The 21851-nt window shown below is 59.2% G+C and carries 21 protein-coding genes and 2 pseudogenes; 16 read left to right on the top strand and 7 right to left on the bottom strand.

The window, feature by feature from the left end; genetic code table 11:
* Window positions 1–174: 174 nt before the first annotated feature.
* From ASG68_RS12650 to ASG68_RS12615, 8 genes are all read left to right on the top strand, one after another.
* Window positions 175–1158, top strand: coding sequence for a flavin reductase family protein (locus ASG68_RS12650; protein ID WP_062609858.1), 984 nt, complete (start codon window positions 175–177; stop codon window positions 1156–1158).
* 50 nt (window positions 1159–1208) lie between these two features.
* On the top strand, window positions 1209–2720 hold the full coding sequence (locus tag ASG68_RS12645) for an aldehyde dehydrogenase (RefSeq protein WP_062577232.1): 1512 nt from the start codon (window positions 1209–1211) through the stop codon (window positions 2718–2720).
* A 43-nt stretch (window positions 2721–2763) separates the two neighbouring features.
* On the top strand, window positions 2764–3843 hold the full coding sequence (locus ASG68_RS12640; protein WP_062601973.1) for an LLM class flavin-dependent oxidoreductase: 1080 nt from the start codon (window positions 2764–2766) through the stop codon (window positions 3841–3843).
* Window positions 3844–3845: 2 nt separating this feature from the next.
* Complete coding sequence (locus tag ASG68_RS12635) at window positions 3846–4658, top strand: alpha/beta fold hydrolase (protein WP_062577228.1); 813 nt, start codon at window positions 3846–3848, stop codon at window positions 4656–4658.
* Complete coding sequence (locus ASG68_RS12630) at window positions 4651–5040, top strand: carboxymuconolactone decarboxylase family protein (protein WP_062577227.1); 390 nt, start codon at window positions 4651–4653, stop codon at window positions 5038–5040. Before ASG68_RS12635 ends, ASG68_RS12630 begins: the two co-directional genes overlap by 8 nt.
* Before the next feature lie 149 nt (window positions 5041–5189).
* Window positions 5190–6023 (top strand): transporter substrate-binding domain-containing protein, encoded by an 834-nt coding sequence (locus ASG68_RS12625; RefSeq protein WP_062577226.1) that lies wholly within the window; start codon window positions 5190–5192, stop codon window positions 6021–6023.
* Between the two features lie 54 nt (window positions 6024–6077).
* Window positions 6078–7052, top strand: a complete 975-nt coding sequence (locus ASG68_RS12620; RefSeq protein ID WP_062577225.1) for an amino acid ABC transporter permease — start codon at window positions 6078–6080, stop codon at window positions 7050–7052.
* Window positions 7049–7792: an amino acid ABC transporter ATP-binding protein gene (locus ASG68_RS12615; protein ID WP_062577224.1), complete on the top strand. Its 744-nt coding sequence runs from the start codon at window positions 7049–7051 to the stop codon at window positions 7790–7792. Before ASG68_RS12620 ends, ASG68_RS12615 begins: the two co-directional genes overlap by 4 nt.
* A 270-nt stretch (window positions 7793–8062) precedes the next feature.
* Here ASG68_RS12615 and ASG68_RS32355 read toward each other — a convergent pair.
* Window positions 8063–8242, bottom strand: a pseudogene (locus ASG68_RS32355) (DNA-binding protein); the annotation flags it as partial.
* A gap of 57 nt (window positions 8243–8299) precedes the next feature.
* A complete protein-coding gene (locus tag ASG68_RS12610) occupies window positions 8300–8641 on the bottom strand; it encodes a DUF305 domain-containing protein (protein ID WP_062577222.1) in 342 nt (113 codons plus the stop codon).
* A gap of 79 nt (window positions 8642–8720) precedes the next feature.
* Here ASG68_RS12610 and ASG68_RS12605 point away from each other — a divergent pair.
* The 3 genes and pseudogenes from ASG68_RS12605 to ASG68_RS33035 form a co-directional block, all read left to right on the top strand.
* Window positions 8721–9236: pseudogene (locus ASG68_RS12605) on the top strand (IS6 family transposase); the annotation flags it as partial.
* A gap of 232 nt (window positions 9237–9468) precedes the next feature.
* Window positions 9469–10464, top strand: a complete 996-nt coding sequence (locus tag ASG68_RS12600) for a YihY/virulence factor BrkB family protein (protein WP_062577448.1) — start codon at window positions 9469–9471, stop codon at window positions 10462–10464.
* 292 nt (window positions 10465–10756) lie between these two features.
* Entirely contained in the window at window positions 10757–11236 is a 480-nt protein-coding gene (locus ASG68_RS33035) for a glutaminase (protein WP_082499425.1), read from the top strand.
* A gap of 265 nt (window positions 11237–11501) precedes the next feature.
* Here ASG68_RS33035 and ASG68_RS12595 read toward each other — a convergent pair whose 3' ends face one another.
* The 4 genes from ASG68_RS12595 to ASG68_RS12580 are packed head-to-tail and all read right to left on the bottom strand — an operon-like array spanning window position 11502 to window position 16062.
* Window positions 11502–12341, bottom strand: coding sequence for an alpha/beta hydrolase (locus ASG68_RS12595; RefSeq protein WP_062577220.1), 840 nt, complete (start codon window positions 12339–12341; stop codon window positions 11502–11504).
* Between the two features lie 15 nt (window positions 12342–12356).
* Complete coding sequence (locus ASG68_RS12590; RefSeq protein WP_062577218.1) at window positions 12357–13820, bottom strand: NAD-dependent succinate-semialdehyde dehydrogenase; 1464 nt, start codon at window positions 13818–13820, stop codon at window positions 12357–12359.
* Between the two features lie 15 nt (window positions 13821–13835).
* Complete coding sequence (locus ASG68_RS12585; RefSeq protein ID WP_062601970.1) at window positions 13836–15035, bottom strand: iron-containing alcohol dehydrogenase; 1200 nt, start codon at window positions 15033–15035, stop codon at window positions 13836–13838.
* 22 nt (window positions 15036–15057) lie between these two features.
* Entirely contained in the window at window positions 15058–16062 is a 1005-nt protein-coding gene (locus ASG68_RS12580) for an Ldh family oxidoreductase (protein ID WP_062601968.1), read from the bottom strand.
* A 94-nt stretch (window positions 16063–16156) separates the two neighbouring features.
* Between ASG68_RS12580 and ASG68_RS12575 the strand changes: the two genes are divergently transcribed.
* From ASG68_RS12575 to ASG68_RS12555, 5 genes are read left to right on the top strand one after another with little or no spacing between them, the layout of a single operon-like run.
* A complete protein-coding gene (locus ASG68_RS12575) occupies window positions 16157–16849 on the top strand; it encodes a GntR family transcriptional regulator (RefSeq protein WP_062577215.1) in 693 nt (230 codons plus the stop codon).
* Complete coding sequence (locus ASG68_RS12570; protein ID WP_062601966.1) at window positions 16846–18438, top strand: sugar ABC transporter ATP-binding protein; 1593 nt, start codon at window positions 16846–16848, stop codon at window positions 18436–18438. Before ASG68_RS12575 ends, ASG68_RS12570 begins: the two co-directional genes overlap by 4 nt.
* Window positions 18404–19399 carry an ABC transporter permease gene (locus ASG68_RS12565; protein WP_062601965.1) on the top strand — a complete coding sequence of 332 codons (996 nt, stop codon included), beginning with the start codon at window positions 18404–18406 and terminating at the stop codon, window positions 19397–19399. Before ASG68_RS12570 ends, ASG68_RS12565 begins: the two co-directional genes overlap by 35 nt.
* Window positions 19400–19428: 29 nt before the next feature.
* On the top strand, window positions 19429–20394 hold the full coding sequence (locus tag ASG68_RS12560) for a substrate-binding domain-containing protein (protein WP_082477984.1): 966 nt from the start codon (window positions 19429–19431) through the stop codon (window positions 20392–20394).
* A 60-nt stretch (window positions 20395–20454) separates the two neighbouring features.
* The gene (locus tag ASG68_RS12555) at window positions 20455–21042 is read left to right on the top strand and encodes a DJ-1/PfpI family protein (protein ID WP_062601960.1); all 588 of its coding nucleotides are present in this window, start codon (window positions 20455–20457) and stop codon (window positions 21040–21042) included.
* Window positions 21043–21117: 75 nt separating this feature from the next.
* Here ASG68_RS12555 and ASG68_RS12550 read toward each other — a convergent pair whose 3' ends face one another.
* Complete coding sequence (locus tag ASG68_RS12550; RefSeq protein ID WP_062601958.1) at window positions 21118–21846, bottom strand: response regulator transcription factor; 729 nt, start codon at window positions 21844–21846, stop codon at window positions 21118–21120.
* Window positions 21847–21851 lie beyond the last annotated feature (5 nt).

The raw sequence follows: 21851 nt of genomic DNA, 5'->3' as shown, positions 1-21851 counted from the left end.
TTCTGCAGAGGCGTTCCGCGCATGCGGTCGCGCACGCGTGCATCTCGGTCCATTTTCGGCGTCCTGCGGATCGGAGCAGGAGATGTCCATCCCTTCCTGCGGACAGGAGGAAGAACGTCCGATCCCAAGCCGATAGCCTCCTCTCATCGAACTGGAATGAGGATGGCAGGAACGATGGCTGAGACAGCGGCAAGACCCGATACGGTAATCGACCCCATCGCCCTGCGCCGCGCTTTCGGCACGTTCGTCACCGGCGTCACTGTGATCACAACGCTAGCCGAGGACGGCACGCCCCGGGGTATGACCGCCAATTCCTTCACGTCTGTGTCGCTCGATCCGCCCTTGCTGCTCGTTTGCGTCGGAAAATCCGCGTCGAGTTACCCGGTCTTCACGGCGGCCCCGGCTTTTGGCGTCAACCTTCTGCATGAAGGCCAGGTCGATGTCTCGGCAACGTTCGCGTCGAAATCACCCGACAAGTTCCAGTCGGTCAACCATGACCGGGTGCATACCGGCTCGCCGATCCTGACCGACAGCCTGACCTGGTTCGATTGCACGGTTCATGCCCGCGTCGATGCCGGCGATCACGTCATCCTGGTCGGTGAGGTGCAGGCCTTCGGCACCAGCCCTTCGGCGCCGCTCGGCTTTTGCCGCGGCCGCTATGCCAGCGTCAAGGATCCGCTGCCCGCCGGTTGGCTTGCCTCGCACGGCATGATTATCGGCTATCTCATCGAAGCGGAGGACAACCTGCTGCTGCGCTCAGACGGGAAGGGCGGCTGGGTCCTGCCGACGGCAAGACGGCGTAAGGCCGACAGCCGCCTGATGATAGACGATGGCAATGAGCTGAGCCTCGTCTCCGAAGACACGTTCCTCTACTCGGTCTTCGACGTCGCCGACAGCGACCCGGGTTACCTGGTCTATCGCGCCCGGCTAGAGGCCGACGCGGCTGGTACAGACTTACCGGCCGGGTTGCAGTTTTTCCCGATCGACGCTTTGCCATACGACCTGATCCCCACCCACGAACTACGCTCGATGCTGCGCCGCTACGCGCGCGAGCGGCAGGAAAAGCGATTCGGCATCTACATGGACACAGGCGACGGCGGCCGGGTAGCGATGATCGACGGGCAGGCCCGCGCCTGGATGCCGGTCGCCCAGGATTAGATCGCCTAACCAAGTCGTCCAGAATGAATTTGAAAAGCAGGACAGTTGATATGAAGACGACAGTCAAAACCATCGAAGGGTCGCGCCAGAGCCTGTTCATAGGCGGCCGGTTCGTTGCGCCGATGAATGGCCGCTATATCGACAGCTTCGACCCGACCACCGCAGAGCGCTGGTACGAACTTGCCGAAGCCGATGCCGATGACGTGGGTGCTGCCGTTTCGTCCGCACAGGCCGCCTTTCGCAATCCCGCCTGGCGGCGAATGACGCAAACCGACCGTGGCCGGCTGGTGCGCCGGCTGGCCGATCTGGTGCTAGAGCACGCCGATGAATTGGCCGATATCGAGACGCGCGACAATGGTAAGCTTCTCAAAGAAACACGGGCGCAGATGCGCGCCATGCCCGATGCCTACCACTATTTTGCCGGGATGGCGGACAAGCTGCAGGGCGAGACGATCCCGGTCAACAAGCTCGACATGCTCAACTTCAACCTGCGCGAACCGATCGGCGTCGTGGGCATGATCACGCCGTGGAATTCGCCCCTGATGCTTCTGACCGGCACGCTGGCGCCGTGCCTTGCCATCGGCAATACCGTCGTCATCAAGCCGTCCGAACACGCGAGCGCCTCGACGCTGGCGCTTGCCGAACTGATTGCCGAAGCAGGTTTTCCCGCCGGCGTCGTCAACGTGGTCACCGGCACCGGAACGAGTGCGGGCGAAGCGCTGACGCGGCATCCGGGCATCGCCAAATACGTCTTCACCGGCAGCACCGCGACTGGCCGGCGTATTGCCGGAAACGCAGCGGAACACCTCATTCCCTGCTCGATGGAGCTGGGTGGCAAATCCCCGCATGTCGTCTTTGCCGATGTCGATATCGAGCATGCAGTCAATGGTGTCGTCTCCGGCGTGTTTGCCGCAGCCGGACAAACCTGCGTTGCCGGGTCGCGCTGCTTTGTCGAGGCAAGTGTCTACGACCGTTTTGTCGAGGCTCTCGTTGCCCGCACCCAGCGCATCAGGGTCGGCCACCCGATTGTCAATGACACCGATATCGGCCCGCTTGCCCTGGCCGACCAGCTTTCCAAGGTCGAGGGCTATGTCGCTTCCGGCGTGAAGGAAGGGGCAAGAGTCGCGGCCGGCGGCAAGCGTCCGCAATCGGGCGAGCTTGGGCGCGGCTGGTATTTCGAGCCGACGGTCATGACCGATGCGCAGAACCATATGACCTTCATGCGCGATGAACTGTTCGGCCCGGTCGTCGGCGTCATGCCCTTCTCGTCGGAAGAGCAGATGATCGAACTTGCCAACGACACCCGCTATGGCCTGGCCTCCGGCATATGGACCAAGGACATCGACCGGGCGCTACGCTTCGCCAACCAGATCGAGGCGGGAACGGTGTGGATCAACACCTATCGCTCGTCATCCTTCATGTCCGCCAATGGCGGCTTCAAGGAGAGCGGCTACGGCCGGCGTGGCGGCTTCGAAGTGATGCGCGAGTTCTCGCGGTTGAAGAATGTCATCATCGATTATTCCGGCGCCATGCAGGACCCCTTCGTCATTCGCCTGAAGTGACCGGGCACACGAAACCCTAGGCCCGCGAGGGAGGAAAATTCTCATGAAATTCGCAGTCTCACTCACCATGGAACGTTTCTCGCCGGACGCGCCGATGTCCACCGTCAAGAGCAACCTGCTCGAGCTTGCCCGGATGGCTGACGAGGGCGGTTTCGAAACATTATGGACCGCCGAGCATCACACGATCGAATGCACGATTTCGCCCAATCCGTTCCAGACATTGGCGTGGCTGGGGCAGCATACCGAGCAGATTCGGCTTGGCACCTCGACGCTGGTTGCGCCCTATTGGAGCCCGATCCGGCTTGCCGGCGAAGCAGCACTTTGCGACCACCTGACGGATGGCCGGCTGGAATTCGGCATTGCCCGTGGTTCCTATCAATATGAATTCGACCGCATGGCCGGCGGCATGCCTCAGCAGGAAGGCGTCGCCTATCTCAAGGAACTGGTGCCGGCCGTCAGGAAACTGTGGCAGGGCGACTATGCCCATGATGGACATTATTGGAGGTTTCCGCTCGCGACCGCCGTGCCGAAGCCGCTGCAGCAGCCGCATCCGCCGATCTGGGTTGCGGCCCGCGATCCCGGCACGTTCGACTGGGCAATCAGCATCGGTGCCAATATCCTGTCTACACCGTTGTCGGCGCCTGCAGCCGAAATCCGGGTTCTCGCCGACAAGTTCGAAAAGGCCGTCGCCGATCATCCGGAGGTCCCAAGGCCGCGCTTCATGATGCAGCGCCGGACCTGTGTCTACGACAAGCCGGACGACTGGCAACTCGCCGTCCAGCACAGCATGGATTACGGCCGAACCTTCGAGAACCTGATGCAGAATGTCGGCGCGGTCCGGGACGGTTTTCCGGAAGCGGTTCCATTCGAGAGCGTCAAGGGCAAGGACAATTACAATCCGGACAACATCCGCAAGAACCTGATGTTCGGCACGCCGGATGAGGTGATCGAAAAACTGCTCGCCTATGAGGCTGCTGGCGTCGATCAATATTGCCTCGGCCTCACTTTCAACCTGCCATTCGACCTGCAGAAGAAGACGCTGCGGCTCTTCGTCGATGAAGTCATGCCGTTCTTCGCTGCCCGTGACCGGGACCGCCAGCGCGCAGTGGCGTCAGGACGCTGAGGATGGCAGAGCATCGGCATCACACCGTCGGCGACGTGACGCTCAACTATCGCATCGACGGCAAGGGCCCGGAACCGCTGGTTTGCATCCATGGCGTCGGTTCGTATCTGGAGGCCTGGAGCGGCGTGGTGGCTGAACTCAAGGATCGTTTTACGATTCTGACCTTCGACCTGCGCGGCCATGGGCGTTCGACCCGGATCAAGGGGCGCTATGAAATCGACGATTTCGTCAACGAGACACTGGCGCTCGCCTCCCATGCAGGCTTCGAGACTTTTCATCTTGCGGGGTTTTCGTTGGGTGGGCTGATTGCGCAGCGGTTGGCGCTCACCCATCAGGCGCGGTTGAGAAAACTGGTGCTCCTCTCCACGGTCGCCGGTCGCACTCCCGAGGAGCGTGAACGGGTCCTGTCCCGGCTTGCAGCCCTTAGGATCGGAAACCCCGGCGCCCATCACGATGCCTCGCTGTCGCGCTGGCTGACGGAAGGGTTTCAGGAGCGCAATCCAGAGATCATCGAGAGACTGCGCGCGCGGGATGCCGAGAACGATCCAGATTGTTATGCCTCGGCCTATCGTGTTCTGGCGGAAACGGATTTCGGCGGTTTTCTCGACCAGATTCGCTGCCCGACGCTGATTGCGACGGGCGAAGAGGATGCCGGCTCCAACCCGCGCATGGCGACTTACATGCACGATCGCATCCCCGGTTCGACGCTCGAGATCCTGCCGGATCTGCGCCACTCCATTCTCATTGAAGACCCAGTGATGGTAGCGCGCCTGATGGGAGATTTCCTGACGGCAGAAGAGGTGATCCATGGATAAGGCGCTACGACAGGCCGGCGAGGCCGTGCGACGCAAGGTGCTCGGGGACGATTATGTTGATCGTGCTCTCGGCAATGCCGACGATTTCTCCCGGCCTTTCCAAGATTTTCTCAACGAATATTGCTGGGGTGCGGCCTGGACCGACGACGGCCTCGATCTCAAGCAACGCAGCCTTCTCAACCTTGGAATGCTGGCTGCCCTCAATCGCATGCACGAGTTCGGCATCCATGTCCGCGGCGCGGTCAGCAACGGCGTGACCGACGACGAACTGCGCGCCGCACTCGTTCAGATCGCCGTCTATTGCGGCATTCCCGCAGGCGCCGAGGCTTTCCGCGTGGCAGGCAATGTCCGCGCTGAGATGCGCGAGAAGGGTGAGCTCTGATTTCCGCCGTTTCGAGCAAGCGGCAGCACAAACATGCTCCGGATCACCGGAAGACCGAGCGCATCCGGTGATGACTAAATGACGACCATGGCGGCGAGACCGGGAGGGTCGAGCCACAGAACCCCTCAACAACAAAGGGAACAGACAGCATGAGACATCTCACCAGACTGACGGCGCTTGCAGCTTCGCTCGCCTTTACATTGTCGGCACTTCCGGCCAATGCCGGGGCGGTGCTGGACCGCGTGCTGGCGGCCAAGACGCTCAAGGTTGCGACGGATGCTAACTGGGCACCGCAATCCTTCATGAACGACAAGAACGAACTCGACGGCTTCGACGTCGATGTCGCCAAGGATATCGGCAAACGCCTGGGTGTCAGCGTCGAATTCGTCACCCCCGGTTGGGATATCATCACCGCCGGCAACTGGTCGGGTCGCTGGGACATGCATGTCGGCTCGATGACCCCGACCAAGGCGAGAGCGGAGATCTTCGATTTCCCCGGGATCTACTATTACACCCCGGCTGCTGTTGCCGTTCACAAGGACAGCAAGGCGACGACGCTCGCCGATCTCAACGATAAAACCATCGGCACGACGGCAACATCCACCTTCGAGGCCTATGCCAAGCAGGAGCTGACGCTGGATGCGGCGGGCGCGCCTGCGTTCAAGTATGAATTCAAGCCGAAGGAAGTGAAGTCCTACAGCAATTCGACGACGGCCTTCGACGATCTGCGTTTGGGCGACGGCACCCGTCTCGACGCGGTCGTCTCTTCCCTTCCGAGCATCAAGGACGCAGAGAAGGCCGGATACCCGATTGAGCAGCTTGGCGAACCTGTGTTCTACGAGCCACTGGCTGTGGCAACGGAGCATGGCGACGCGGAATTCGACGCCAAGATCTCCGAGGCGGTGAAGGGCATGCAGAGCGACGGCACGCTGAGCAAGCTTTCGGTCAAGTGGTACGGCGTCGACTACACCGTCGTGAAATAACTACCCTCTGGCGGTCTGCCAACACGGGCCGCCAAACCGTCCGAAGGACAAGAGATGCTCTATCCGGATACAGTCGAAGCTGAAGTTCTCGTGCACAAGCCGTGGTTCGTCGCCACGATGTTCGCCGTCATTCTGGCAGTCTTCCTCGCATTCAACCTGACAGGCACGACGATGGGCGAGCTGATGCGCCCGGTGATCGGCGACCCCTTGCAAAGCGGACTTTATGGTCGATTCGCCGTCGCCTTCGTCGTCGCGGTGATCTTTTCGCTGAACGTGGTGCTGATCGGTTTCGCGCCGCTGAAGGTACAGATCGCCATCGTCTGGTTCGAGCTGCTGATGCTCTTTCTCGCCTTCTTCGAGACCTTTCATCTCAGCCGGCCGTTCATCTGGGAAAAGCTGCCGTTTCTGATTACGCAAGGTGCCGTGACGACGCTCTATGTGTCCGCGATCTCAATCGTCATCGCTTCCGTCATCGCAATTCTCGGTGCCGTCGCCAAGCTCTCGACCAACGGTTTCGCCTACGCGATCGCCAGCTTCTACACGTCCTTCTTTCGCGGCCTGCCGCTCCTGATGCAGGTCTACCTGATCTATCTCGGCCTGCCGCAGCTCGGTTTCGTCATCGACGCGGTGCCGGCCGGCATCCTCGCACTGTCGCTCTGCTACGGGGCCTACATGACCGAGATCTTCCGCTCCGGCATCCAGAGCATCGATCGCGGCCAGTGGGAGGCCTCACGCGCGATCGGTTTCGGCTTCGGCATCACCATTCGCCGGATCATCCTGCCGCAGGCGCTACCGGTCATCATTCCGCCGACCGGAAACCAGTTCATTTCCATGCTGAAGGACAGCTCGCTGGTGTCCGTCATCGGTGTCTGGGAACTGATGTTCCTTGCCCGCACGCTCGGCCAGAAGACCTTCCAGCACATGGAAATGCTGATTTCGACCGCGCTTATCTACTGGATCATGTCGATCTGCCTCGAACTCATCCAGTCCCGCATCGAGCGCCATTACGCCAGGAGTAAAGTCAGATGAGCATGGACCTGATCATCGAGGCGAAGGATGTCGCCAAATGGTATGGCGCGTTCCAGGTGCTAAAGGACATCAACCTGACGGTGAGGAAAGGCGAGCGCATCGTCGTCTGTGGGCCATCAGGCTCCGGTAAATCGACCCTTATCCGCTGCTTCAACCGGCTTGAGGCCCATCAGAAGGGCGAGATCATCGTCAACGGCATCACGCTGCACGACAAGATGCGCAACGTTGCCGGGGTCCGCAAGAATGTCGGCATGGTGTTCCAGCACTTCAACCTGTTTCCCCACATGACCGTGCTGATGAATTGCATGGTCGGGCCGATGTGGATCAAGGGAGTGGCTGCCACGGAGGCCAAGAAAACAGCGTTGCGGTTCCTGGAGCGCGTCCGCATTCCGGAGCAGGCCAACAAATATCCGGTCCAGCTATCCGGCGGCCAGCAGCAGCGCGTCGCGATCGCCCGCAGCCTCTGCATGGAGCCGGCCGTCATGCTCTTCGACGAGCCGACCTCGGCGCTCGACCCGGAAATGGTCTCGGAAGTTCTCGACACGATGACGAGCCTTGCCCGGGATGGCATGACGATGGTCTGCGTCACACATGAAATGGGTTTTGCTCGCGCTGTTGCTGACCGAGTCATCTTCATGAACTCCGGCCAGATCGTCGAAGATGGCAATCCGGAGATGTTCTTCACAAATCCCCAGCACGAACGGACCAAGCTCTTCCTCAGCCAGATTCTCAAGCATTGAATGCCGAAGGGATAGCGAGGTGGAGGCCTCCGATTGTGATGCCCAAATGTTTACAACACCCGCCGCCCATGATTTGGCTGCCCCCAACTCAGGATAATCGGCGTTGTTCCATGGATATGCTTACGTCATAGCATTGCTATGTGATTGATCTATATAGAAAATACGGGAGTATAGGCTCGTTTTTATTAAGGCGCTAATGGAGTAAAAATGCTTATCCGATTGGTTATGTAAGACCGGTGGCGGCGCATAGCTGAGACTTGAATATGCCTTTTATTTTGCCGCGACGGTCGATGCGCCATCAGATTTCAGTACCAGATTCAGCCTGTAACCAAGCGCGTAAGCTACTTTTGCGATCGTGCCGAACTCACGGTTGCCTTCCCCACTCAATGCTCTGTAGAGCGCAGGTCGCGTAAGCCCGGTGTTTCGAGAAAGATCAGACATGCCGCGCGCGCAACAACACCAAGAGCGCAGGTGACGCGGGATCGCCGAGCGCGAGCTTCATCGCGGTTATTTCCTGCTGCTGATCAGTGATGATCTTCTGCTCCATCTCGCGGATCCGTTCATCTTGCCGTGTTTCCCGACGGCGGCCGCCATGTCGATGGCGCCCTGATGATGTGGGGTCATCATCGCCACGAAGTCCTTGTCGACGTCTCCCGTCGGCTTGACGTCCGTCTCCGCCATCATCCTGGTCATCGCGGTCGCGTTTTCGGCCATGTAGGCCGCCTCGTGTCCTCCGGCGCTCATGTTTGCCATGCCAGCATGGGACGCGTCGTCGGCAGAAACGGGATAGGTGCAGAGCGCGTTGCTCGCCAGCAACGCTAGGACGATTGATACGTGTTTCGTTCGCATGGTCTTGCCTTTCTGTCGGGACGTTTGGGTTCCAGTTTTACGGGGAGTAATGGCTGAACACGAGGTCCTTCGACCCGTCGCGAACTGCATCCGTAGGGATCGGTCAAAACCTGATGACAAGTGGCATATGGATGAGGCCGTCATCACGATGGGCGGCAGGAAACTCAGGCTATGGCGCGCCATTGATGCCGACGGTGATGTTCTCGACATCCGGGTTCAAGCACGCCGCAACGCGAACGCAGCAAAGCGCTTCCTCTCCAGACTGGTCAGGCAGTCTGGTCTGCCGCGCGTGGTCGTGACGGACAAGCTCGGCAGCTACGTCACGCCAATCCGAACTATCGCTCCAGACACCGACCATAGGGCGCACAAGGGTTTGAACAACAGGATCACGTATTCTCACCGGCAGACCCGCAAGCGCGAGAAGATCATGGGTCGGTTCAAATCGTCGCGTCAGGCACAGCGCTCCCTGTCAGCCCATGACCAAATCAACACGATCTTCCGTCCCCGCCGCTACACCCTGACCGCCGTCTCATTCCGCCACGCGCGGGCTGACGCATTCAGCCTGTGGGCCGACTATACCTCTGAGATGACAGCCTCAAGCTCCCGCCACTGCAGCATCTACAACCAACGGCAACCAACTTGGCATTGCCTCTTGCGGCTCCAGAGAAGGCGGAATGCGCAGTATGACCAAGACAGGCCGCACACCTGATCCACAGGTTGCGTATCTCGAAATGCGCCGCTCCCTGCGCCAGACGTTGAAATTTTGTGCGTTTGCCAGTCGTCAAGTTTTCCTCGTGCACTATCTGAACAGGCCGAAAGGCAAGGGCATGCGATACGACGACGGCACAAGCACATCTGTTGAAATCGAGCGGGAAGAGCCGGGGCGTGGGCGCAATGCCGCAACACCCAACGAGATTCCAGCCAAGGGTTTGCGAGATGTATTCTGGCGACTGACCGGAGAAATTATTGCTGATCGGGTGACGCTGGTGGCCGCCGGCGTGACATTCTACATCCTCTTGTCGCTGTTTCCAGCGCTCGGTGCGCTCGTGTCACTTTATGGTTTCATCGCCGACCCCGCCACCATGGCCAAGCATATTACATTCATTGCGGATATCCTGCCGCCCGGTGCCTTCGATATCATCCTGACGCAGCTGAATGTTCTCGTTCAGGCAAAAGCATCGACCCTGAGCACAAGCTTTCTGGTCGGTCTTGCCATAGCTTTGTGGAGCGCCAACAGCGCTATCAAGGCGCTTTTCGATGCGATGAATATCGCCTATGGCGAGGTGGAGAAACGCGGCATCATCCGCCTCAACCTGATCTCTCTCGCCTTTACCGGCATGGCTTTGCTTCTGGCTGCCGTGTTCATCGCTGCGATCGGCGGGGTGCCGGCGCTCCTCTCCTATCTTTGGCTCGATCGCTGGCAGGAAACGCTAATCCGCATCCTGCGCTGGCCGATTGTCCTCACAGTCATTGGTGCTGGAGTCGCGCTGATCTACCAGGTCGGGCCCAGCCGGGAGCATGCGAAGATCCGTTGGCTGACCTGGGGGGCTGTGTTCAGCACGCTGTTCTGGCTTGCGGCCTCAATCCTGTTTTCGCTCTATCTGTCGACCTTCGCCAACTATGAGGCCACCTATGGCGCGCTCGGCGCGCTGATCGGCTTCATGATCTGGACCTGGATCTCCGTGATCATCGTGATCGTCGGCGCTGAATTGAATGCGGAGCTTGAGCACCAGACCGTTCGGGATACGACAACGGGAGTGCCTATGCCCATGGGTGAACGTGGTGCCTATGTCGCCGACACGGTTGGGGCGGCTATGGATTGAGCACGTGCCCAAGAGCGTGTTCATAACGGTGAGACACGCCCACGAAGTCTTGCGGATCTTGTTCGACGCGGCATCGCAGCGGCAATTGCGGTTGAAACACGGATCGCTAAGCGCATGCATGAGGAGATGATATGAGGGGAGGCGCGATTAACCAAAAGGCGTTGAAGTCCATTCTGGACGAGGTCTTTGCGCGGGTCCGCAAAGCGACGCCAACTGCCTTTGATGAAGCGGTCGCGAAAGAGGAAACTGCTGGAAAACCTCCGCCGCGCAGACGGATTTCGATCGGTTCGGTATCGCCGTATTCCTTCGTGACGGAACGGCGACAGCCGCAGGCAATGCCAGCGTCGTTTTTCCGTTCCAGTCCATTTCGAAAGTGTTTGCATTTGAGGTCGCGCTCGAAGCGATGGAGGAAAAGGTCTGGTCCCGTGTGGGACGCGACCCGTCCGGCGACCCGTTCAATTCCATCATTGCCCCAATCGTTGCAGCGGATAGCCGATGGAAGGTGTCTGTACATTCGCCATGCCATATCCCTGCGCAGTCAAAACGAGTTCAGCGCAGCCGGCGGTCATTGCCGATACCATTGACGGGGCCGCCAACGCAGCGTCGGCGAAAATGCAATGACGACAACGCCCTCACTAGCGGCGCTCGTGGGAGCCAGAGTTTCCTGAAATCGGCGGGGAGTATGTTCCCAATTTTGTCGGTTGGGCAAAAAGGCGGACAGAGGCTTCTGCCATCAGCGTCGGTTCCGCCGACCTTTCCGACAAATTCTTGAAGGCTTTCGCAGGCGAGAGTTCGATTAGCGTCGGCAAAGATAAATTGTTGGCCCGAATGGATCGCAAAGAATTCGACTTGGTCGCTGCGGGGCGAGCACTGATCAGCAATCGCGATTGGACGAACAAAGTCCTGCAAGCCGATACCACAAGTATAAAGGCTTTAGTGCCGGTGAACTGGCTGAGCTTTTATGATCGCAACTCACGGGCCGACTTAAGTGGCCCGTGCTTCTCGGAGCAATGGCTGGACCCGTCAAAAAGAACTGGTCAGCACCGCGAAATCATGTCCACAACGCGACCTCCGAGATGGCCAAAAGGGTCCGCCAGATCCAGAACGACACTCATATGGTTGAGGCCCGGCACCGACAGTAGTTGCGCAGGACTATTGTTCGTGGCCAGTTTCATGCTCAGCGCCAACGCCTGTTCTTGGAAGGGCGATGTTTCCTCCGCACCAAACGCGATTGTCCGCCGGGGCGAAGGTAGTTGGGTTGCTGTCAAAGGCGACCATGCGGCAGCTTCTGCGGAGGTCATCTGGACTTCCTCGCGCAGGAAGCTATCCGGAATTCCGGACAGATCGTATATCCCGCTCACCAGCAACATCTCCTGCAGAGCGGGTAGGGAAGCGCGCTCTGCCTCTCCAGGGGCTCTGGCGGCGAGAAAGGAAGCAAGATGCGCGCCCGCCGAGTGGCCGCTGACGGTTATTTTGTGCGGGTCTGCGCCAAAGCCGGCCGCATGTTTCTGAAGCCATAATATCGACCGCCGCACCTGATCCACCAAAACGCCAAGGCGTTGACCGGGCATCAGGTCATATTCGACGATAGCGGCGATACCCCCGGCTGCAAAGACCGGGGTGGCGATGAGACGATAGTTTTCCTTCTCACCGGATCGCCAATAGCCGCCATGAACGAAGACATGCAATGGAGCACCGACCTTGAGGTTATCGGGCAGGATGACGTCCAGGACCTCCCTGCCGGGTACGCCATACCGAATATCAGCAATCAGCTTGGACTTGGCCGACAGTTGCCTGCTGCGTTCTGCAAATTCGGCAGCAATAGCGTCGAAATCGGGTACGAAATCGCGAATTAGGTAAAGATCTTGTGACGTCATCGGGCTCCTCCGGTCTCAGTAATCCACTGCGTAATACTTTGCCTCCATAAACTCCAGAATGCCCGTAACACCGCCCTCACGGCCGAGACCACTCTGTTTGACGCCGCCAAAGGGTGCGGCCGGGTCCGACATCAATCCCCTGTTGATCCCGAGCATGCCTGTCTCAATTCGTTTGCCGACGTTCATCGCCCGTTTCAGGTCCTGGGTATAGACGTAGGCAGCAAGGCCGTATTCGGTATTATTCGCCAGCTGGACAGCTTCGTCTTCGGTAACGAATTTATAGACCGGCGCGACAGGACCAAAGATTTCTTCACGCGCGATCGCAGCGTCTGTAGGCACGTTTTCGAGAACGGTCGGCGGGTAGAAATAGCCGTTTTCCGAAAGCGGCTGGCCGCCGGTCGTCGCGCGTGCACCCGCCGCAATAGCTTCCGTGACCAGTCTGTCGATCTTACGCACGGCATTCGTAGTGATCATCGGCCCACACTGTGTTGCAGGATCATAGCCGGGACCGATCTTCAGCGCGGCCATGCGCGCGGTGAGGCCGGCGACGAAGGCATCATGGATGCCGGCTTGGACGTAGAAGCGGTTGGCGGCAGTGCAGGCCTCACCCGCGTTGCGCATCTTTGCGATCATGGCGCCATCAAGGGCGGCCTCCAGGTCAGCGTCGTCGAAGACGATGAAGGGGGCGTTGCCGCCAAGTTCCATCGAGCAACTGACCACGGACTTTGAAGCTTCAGCAAGAAGTGTCCGCCCGACGCCGGTGGAGCCGGTGAAGGAGAGCTTGCGCACGCGGGGGTCAGCCAGCATGGCGTTGGTCACCGCGCCGGGCTTGCTTGTCGTCAGCACATTGACGACGCCTGCCGGCACGCCAGCCTCTTCGCCAAGCCGTGCCATGGCATAGGCTGTCAGCGGTGTTTCTGAGGCCGGCTTCAGTATAACTGTGCAACCCGCCGCCAAAGCCGGACCGATCTTTCGCGTCGCCATGGCGGCCGGAAAGTTCCAGGGCGTGATCAGCACCGCGATACCGATAGGCTCGTGATCGACGATGATATAATGTGAACCGGAAGGCGTGTGGCGATATTCGCCGGGGATGCGTGTCGCTTCTTCTGCATACCAGCGGAAGAATTCTGCGGCGTAAGCGACTTCGCCGCGCGCGTCAGGCAGCGCCTTGCCGTTTTCCAGCGCAATGAGCGTGGCTAGCTCTTCGGCATGTTGCGTCATGAGCTCGAACCAGCGCCGCAGGATTTCCGAGCGTTTGCGCGCCGGCGTGGCACGCCATGCTGATGCCGCGGCCTCTGCGGCATCAACAGCTTGCATCGCATCTTCAATCGAAGCATCCGCGACTTCAGCTAGTTTTTCGCCAGTGGATGGGTCCATCACGGCTATTCCGCCGCCCTTTCTCCATTTACCGCCGATATAAAGGCCTTCCGCATGAAGAGCAGGATTGGCATAGCCGTTGATCTTGGCATGAAACGTCATGATGAAAATCCTTTTTCAATTCAGGTGCGACCGGTCGCCATGATAGGCGGCGGTGATGAGGGTCTGCATTTCGTCGAGGGTCAGCGGCCGCGGATTGTTCTGGACGAGGCGGGCAATGCCGATGCTTTGCTCAGCTACCCAGCCGATCCGGCTCTCTTCAAGGCCAAGTTCACGCAGCGTCGAGGGGATCCCTATCTGCGCGAAAAGCGAAATGAGGGCGGGAATGACATCGTCCGGCCCGTCAAGACCCGCCGCCTCAGCTATGCGTCCCAACTCGTTCTGGATGGTCGGCGCGTTCCATGTCATGACATAGGGCATGAGACAGGCCACCCCGAGGCCGTGCGCGGTATGGGTCAGCGCGCCAACGGGATATTGAATGGCATGGGCCGCTGCGGTTCCGGCCACGCCGAAGGCGAGCCCCGCCAGGGTAGCGCCGAGCATGACCTTTTCACGCGCGGCTCGATCCGTGCCGTCCTTGCAGGCGGCTTCCAAGCCCTGCCAGAGCAACGATATGGCGCGTAACGCAAAATGATCGGACATCTCGTTCTTGCCGACAAAGACGCGCTGTTGAGCGATGCCGGGCAGTGGCTCGCGGCGGATCGCGGTGAAGGCTTCCAGTGCATGGGTGAGCGCGTCCGCACCCGCAATCGCTGTCAGAACGGGGGGGCAGGTGAGGGTGAGTTCCGGATCGCAGATGGAGACAGTTGGAATGAGGTAAGGGCTGGAAATGCCAACTTTTAAGCTCCGCTCGGCGTCGGAAAGCACGGCGACGGGCGTGACTTCGGAGCCTGTGCCGGCAGTGGTCGGAATGGCGATGAGGGGCATCACGGGTCCGGGCACCGTATGCTCCCCATAATAATCCTGCGGTCGACCGCCATGCATAAGTAACAGGGCGACACATTTGGCCATATCGAGGCAGGAGCCGCCGCCGATGCCAATAATGAGGTCTGGAGCGAAATTTCGGGCACTTTCCGCACTTTTCGCAGCGGACTCGACCGGAACGTCGGGCAGAGTGGAGCTGTCGATCATGACAGCAATCTCGGCATCTTCAAGCTGCCGGACGAGCGCGAGAAAATCGGCATCCGCGAAAAGACGCATATCCGTGACGATCAGCGCGCGCTTGCCAAGCCGGGCGGCAATACTCCTGAGAGCATGCCGTTGCCCAGAGCCAAAGAGCAGTTCGCGCGGCGCCCTCAGTGTGCCGAAAAGTTTCATTTCCAAAATCTCCTCCGATAATTCAGGCGGCCTCTAGCGCCAAAAGACTTTCCAAAAGTGGTTGCGGCAGCTCTATCCCTGCCATCTCCGTTGCGATGCGACGCCGGCGCGCGCCATCGCCCGGTATCGCCACCGGTTTTTCGGGGTCGGATGCCGGGGATAGGCGTAGATGGTCGAGATAGGCTTCAAGTGAGCGGGCGTTCCCGTGTCCCGATGCCGCATCTATGAGAATGAGCAGGTCACCTTTGTTGGCGGCATGGATATCGTCGAGCGTCCCACGAACGTCTGGCGCGAGATCGGAGCCGGCAAGTGCTGCAACGAGAAGTTCGATCGCCAGGCCAAGGGCGTATCCTTTGGCGGCGCCAAACGGGGCGATAGCCCCCACTTTAGCTGCATTCGGGTCCGTCGTCGGAAGACCTTTCGCATCCACGGCCCAGTCTGATGGAATAGGCGCACCGCGGATCGCGTAGTTGTTGATTTTTCCCATCGAGACGACGCTTGTGGCGAGGTCGAGTACAAAGGGATGGTCTCCGGAAGGAATGCCTATGGCCACAGGATTGGTTCCCAGCAAGGCTCGTGTTCCGCCAAAGGGATGAACCAGGGCTTCGCTGGTCGACATGACAATGGCGATAAGGCCGGTCCTAGCCGCGGCCTCTGCATAATAGGCCAACATACCCAGATGGTTGGCGTTGCGGACCGCAGCGATGGCGATCCCTGTCTCGCTCAATACAGGCCGTATCGTTTCCATTGCATGCATCATGACGACCGGTCCCAGGCCGCGCTCGCCGTCAATGCTGAGAAACGAGCGTTTGCGCCACGTTCCCGCTCCATAGGTGCGTCCGTCAGCGAGCCCCTTTTCCAATCTGGAGACAAGAAGCGGCAATCGCTGCAGGCCATGCGACGGCAAGCCTCGCAGTTCGGCTTCGATGAGGAGATCAGCCTGAAGATGAGCATTGGCAGGTGAAGCTCCTCTAGCCTCCAAGAGAGTCGCCGCCAATCGTCGTAGCCGCTCGGGTGATATCTTCATCTTAAATCCTATATCGGATCATATACGATATTGTATTTGACATACGATATCTTATTTGCAACAAATGCCGGCGTGTCAAGAAGCAAGCTGGAGATTGAAAGTGGCATTTGCAGCTGAACGGGAAATCAAGGGGCAAAGCTTGCGTCCGAGCAGCGTGGTCGATGGTGTCTACGACAACATCTATCACCGCCTGATGTCCCTGGAGATCACGCCCGGTGCTCGAATTCCGATAGACGTGCTGGCGCGGGAAATCGGCGTGTCCCAAACGCCGATCCGCGAGGCTCTAAGTCGTCTGGAGCGTGAGGGCCTTGTGCGAAAGGAGCATCTTGTCGGGTATAGCGCGGCACCTCAGTGGACGAAAAAACAATTCCAGGATCTCTATGATTTCCGCCTTCTGGTCGAGCCGGAGGGTGCTAGGCTCGCGGCCATCAACATGACGCCCGAGGCTTTGCAGCAGCTTGAAAATTCTGCGGCAGACATGGGCAATGGCGATATGCCGGTCGATCGCAATACACGGTATTCACGCTTTGCTCGAGCGGATGCGCATTTTCACGATGCAATCCTGAAGATTGCCGGAAACGATGTTATCCGGAACACACTTTCGAACCAGCATGTGCATCTTCATATCTTCCGGCTGATGTTTCATACACGTGTGACACAGGAAGCTCTCGAGGAGCACGAGAACCTGCTCGTCGCTTTTCGATCCGGAGATCCGCAGGCGGCTTTCGATGCCATGCGTATTCATATCGAGCGCTCGCGCGACCGGCTGCTTTCGGCTTTCGAATGAACGCGGTCCTTTCTCCTCGAACTTTGGCGCCGCCGGAAAATTCGGCGCTCGCAGCGCTCCGGACCGATTGCCTGGGCAAAGCCTATGGCCAGATTACGGTTCTCTCGGATGTGACGCTCGATGTCCGCCCCGGAGAGGTTCATGCCATCATTGGTGAAAACGGCGCTGGCAAATCGACGCTGATGAAACTGCTATCCGGCCACGTTGCGCCGACGGAGGGTCGGTTGCTGATGAATGGCAAGCCGATCGAATTTCGAAATGCGGTGGAGGCAGAAGAGGCCGGTATCGTGCTGGTTCACCAGGAAATCCTGCTTGCTCCAGATTTAACCGTCGCAGAAAACCTGTTTCTGGGGCGTGAAATTGGCCGCGGCCTGATGGTCGATGATCGAGCCATGAACAGGCGAACAGCCGAGTTGCTGGCGAACGTGGGCTCGACGGCGCGTCCGCGCGATCATGTTGGCACATTGCCGCTTGCCCAGCGCCAGCTCGTGCAGATCGCGCGTGCGCTTCTGGATGACCGAAAGGTCGTCATCCTAGACGAACCGACCGCAGTGCTGGCCAATGATGAAGTGGCAGCTCTGCTCGGGATTGTGAGGATGCTGCGTGATCATGGCGTAGCGGTCCTTTACATCTCCCATCGCCTTGACGAGGTGCAGGCCCTGGCCGACCGGATTACCGTCCTGCGGGATGGCCGCTTGATTGGTACCTGGCCGGCCGCTGGTCTCAGCCAGCGGGAAATGGCCGAACTTATGGTCGGGCGTGAACTGGAGATGCTTTATCCCCACAAACGTCTGCCGGCGGAAGGGGCGCCGATCCTTTCTGTAAAGGATCTGACAGTCGATCATGGCACCGGCAGCACCAGTTTCAGCGTCCGGCCAGGCGAGGTGCTCGGCATCGGCGGCATGATCGGTGCGGGCCGGACCGAATTGATCGAGGGGCTAATGGGCCTTCGTCCGTCGCAGGCGCAAAGCGTCGTGCTCAACGGCAAGGAGATCAAGCACCGTTCGGTGCGCACGATGATGGAGGCCGGCCTTGTCTATCTGACCGAGGATCGGAAGGGAAAGGGCCTGCTTCTGGAGGAGAAGCTTGGCCCGAACCTGACGCTCCAGGCGCTCGATACCGTCAATCCGGGTGCCGTTCTCGATCGCGGTGAAGAGCGATCGCGGCTTGAGAAGGTTGTCGCTGAATACGACATCCGCGTGCGCACGATTCGGCTTGAGGCAGGCAAGCTTTCCGGCGGCAACCAGCAGAAACTGTTGTTGGCCAAGGTCATGCTGGCCGATCCTTCTGTCGTGATCATCGACGAGCCGACGCGCGGTATCGATATCGGCAACAAGAGCCAGATCTACGACTTCATCGACGCCATGGTGCGAGCCGGCAAGGCCTGCATTGTCATCTCGTCGGAGATGCCGGAGCTGGTGGGCCTCGCAGACCGCGTTCTCGTGATGCGCGCGGGCAGGATCGTCGCCGAATTGAGCGGCACTGAAATCAATGAGGAAAATGTCGTCTACGCTGCCACGGTCGGTGGGGGCGATGGCGTCGGGGAGGACGAACATGACCGCAGCTACTGCAACAATAATACCCACTGACGAAGGAGGCCGCATCCGCTGGGCGGACCTTGCGCCCTTCATCGCACTTGCTGTGATCGTGCTGCTGGGCGCTCTGGTGAATTCCAACTTTATCGCCTCCGCGAACTTGATCAACGTCATCACCCGCAGCGCCTTCATTGCGATCATCGCTGTGGGAGCAACCTTCGTCATCTCGTCGGGTGGCCTCGATCTTTCGGTCGGCTCCATGATGGCCTTCGTTACCGGCATTATGATCATGGTGATGAACCATCTGGCTCCCTCTTTCGGCGCTTGGGCTATCCCGATGGGAGCGGGGATTGCCCTCGTCGTCGGAGCACTGTGCGGTCTCTTCAACGGCCTTATCGTCACGATCGGAAAGATCGAACCTTTTATCGTCACGCTCGGCACGATGGGTATCTTCCGGGCGTTCATCACCTTTATGACCGATGGCGGTTCCCTGCCGATCGATCGGGCCTTGCGTGAGGCCTATCGGCCGGTTTATTTCGGCAGTTTCTTCGGCATACCCTATCCGGTGCTGATCACCTTCGTCGTGGTCATGGTGTGTGCGTTCCTGCTCTACAAGACCAAGTTCGGCCGCCGGCTGACCTCTGCGGGATCGAATGTCGAGGTCGCACGCTTCTCGGGCGTCAACGTCGCCGCCGTGCGGACGATGGCCTACGTGATCCAGGGCATTTGCGTCGCCGTTGCGGCTGTCTGCTACGTGCCGCGCCTCGGCGCTGCAACGCCGACCACCGGTCAGCTTTGGGAGTTGCAGGTCATCACAGCCGTCGTCATCGGCGGCACCCTTTTGCGTGGCGGACGGGGACGCATCGGCGGCACCGTGGCCGGCGCGCTTATTCTCGAGGTCATCGCCAACGTCATGGTTCTTTCGGACATGGTCTCCGAATACCTCGTTGCCGCCGTGCAGGGCGCCATCATCATCATCGCCATGCTGGCACATCGCTTTACTGCCAACCGCTGAAAACAGCACTGACTTCAAAGGAGGAGAAAATGAAGTCTATGATCCAGAAAGCCGGTCTTTTGTTACCGACCGCAGCATTGGCCCTTGTTCTGCCACTCGGCAGCGCACAGGCCGAAGACAAAATCACGATGGCCGTTTCCATCCCGGCGGCGACGCATGGATGGACGGGAGGCGTCGTTTATCACGCCGAGCAGGCGGAAAAGGAGCTGGAGGCCGCTTTTCCCAATATCGACGTCGTTCTGTCCACCGCGTCTTCTGCAACCGCGCAGGTTTCTGCGCTTGAAGACTTGGCAGCCAGCCGCAAGTTAGACGCGCTCGTGATCCTGCCTTTCACCTCTGAAGAGTTGACCGGTCCTGTCGAGCAGATCAAGCAGAACGGCACGTTCATTTCCGTGGTAGACCGCGGCCTTACCGATCCCAACGTTCAGGATCTTTACGTCGCCGGCGACAACATCGCCGTTGGCGCCAATACCGCACATTGGCTCGTGGACAAGCTTGGAGGCGAGGGCCAGATCGTCGTGCTTCGCGGTATTCCGACCGTTATCGATGATGAGCGCATCAAGGGCTTCTCCGATGTCGTCGCCAAGTCGAACATCAAGATTTTGGACATCCAGTATGCCAACTGGAACCAGGACGAAGCCTTCAAGCTGATGCAGGATTATCTTGCCAAATATCCGAAGATCGACGCGGTCTGGGCCAATGACGACGACATGCTGCTCGGCGTGCTCGAAGCGGTGGACAATGCTGGCCGCAAGGACATCAAGTATGCCCTTGGCGGCAATGGCATGAAGCAGGTCATCGAGATGGTGAAGGAAAAGAATGAGCGCACCCCGATCTCAACGCCCTATCCGCCTTCGATGATTAAGTCGGCGATGTACATGACGGCCGCGCAGTTCACCGGACAAGCACCGGTGCGCGGCTCGTTCCTGCTCGGTGCACCGCTGATCACGCCGGAGAACGCCGACCAGTTCTACTTCCCGGCATCGCCATTCTGATGCGCAACGGCGCCCGGTTGATCCGGGCGTCGACCATTCAATTTCAACAGGAGATATATTATGAGCGGCAAGAAGATCCTCATGCTGACCGGCGAGTTCACCGAGGAATATGAAATCTTTGTATTCCAGCAGGGGATGGAAGCAGTTGGCCATACGGTCCACGTCATCTGCCCCGACAAGAAAGCCGGCGATCGCATCAAGACATCGCTGCATGATTTCGAGGGCGATCAGACCTACACGGAAAAACTCGGCCATTATGCCGACATCAACAAGACATTCTCCGAAGTGCGCGTCGAGGAGTATGATGCCGTCTACGCGGCGGGCGGTCGTGGTCCGGAATATATCCGCACCGACAAGCGCATTCAGAATATGGTCCGCCACTTCCACGACACCGGCAAGCCGATCTTCACGATCTGCCATGGCGTGCAGATCCTGATGGCGGTTCCGGGCGTACTCAAGGGACGCAAGGTCGCGGGCCTCGGCGCCTGTGAGCCGGAAGTCACAGCCGTTGGCGGCACCTATATCGACGTCAAGCCCACGGAGGCTTATGTCGACGGCAATATGGTATCGGCCAAGGGCTGGACGGGGCTTGCCGCTTTCATGCGCGAATGCCTCAACGTGTTGGGCACGAAGATCACGCACGCCTAACGCTGCAAACCGTGAACCTTCGCCCTGTGTTCTCCATTCGGGGCGGGGCTAATGTCCGAAGCCGACATCGCGCCTTCAGTCGCGATGTCGGCTCAGCCATCTACGAAGCTCCTGGTCTTCCCGCTCCAGAGATGAGACGTTCAAGAGTTTTCTCAGGATCGCTACGCTGACCGCTCGAGCTCTTAGATTGAAGGAACCTTCATCTCCAACGATTCCATAGGGTCGATAGACCTCAAGCTTCCCATAAAGTTGCTGAAGCCGGTTCTGTACGCTTCGCAGAGAAAGGTTGCGGCGACGCGCGATCACATTGTCCGTCAGGCCGAGCGCAATATCCAGCAGCACCTCATATTCGCTTTCGGTCAATCTGCCGGTGTTCGTATGGCTTCTCTGTTGCAGACCGCGGACCTCTCGGTCGATGACACATTGGTTCTCTAAGAATATCGAGCGAAGCGCCAGTTTCAGCCGGTCGTCGGAGGCTGATTTCAACACATAACCATAAGCCGCACCCTCCGGCACAATGCGTGAAACACCGCGTACATAGGCTTCGTCGGCATAGTTAGACCAGAACAGGATGCGGGTTTCTGGGCGCTCCTTCCAGATGGTACGAGCGGCCTCGATGCCGTTGCGGGCGTTCATCTGCAGGTCCATGACGATATGGGCAGCCTTGTTCTCCCGCGCCAGCTTCTCGCCAGCGCTGCCGTTTTCGGCCTCGATGACGTGGTCGCATTCCGGTAGTGCCGAGCGTACGGCCTCGTTGAGATAGGAGCGGTGAAGAGGGTCGTCTTCGACGATCAAGACCTGCATGTTAT

The organism is Rhizobium sp. Leaf453 (genome assembly GCF_001425605.1).
GTDB lineage: Bacteria > Pseudomonadota > Alphaproteobacteria > Rhizobiales > Rhizobiaceae > Pararhizobium.
Note: the sequence above shows the minus strand (reverse complement) of the source record. Positions and strands in the feature narration are given on the sequence as shown.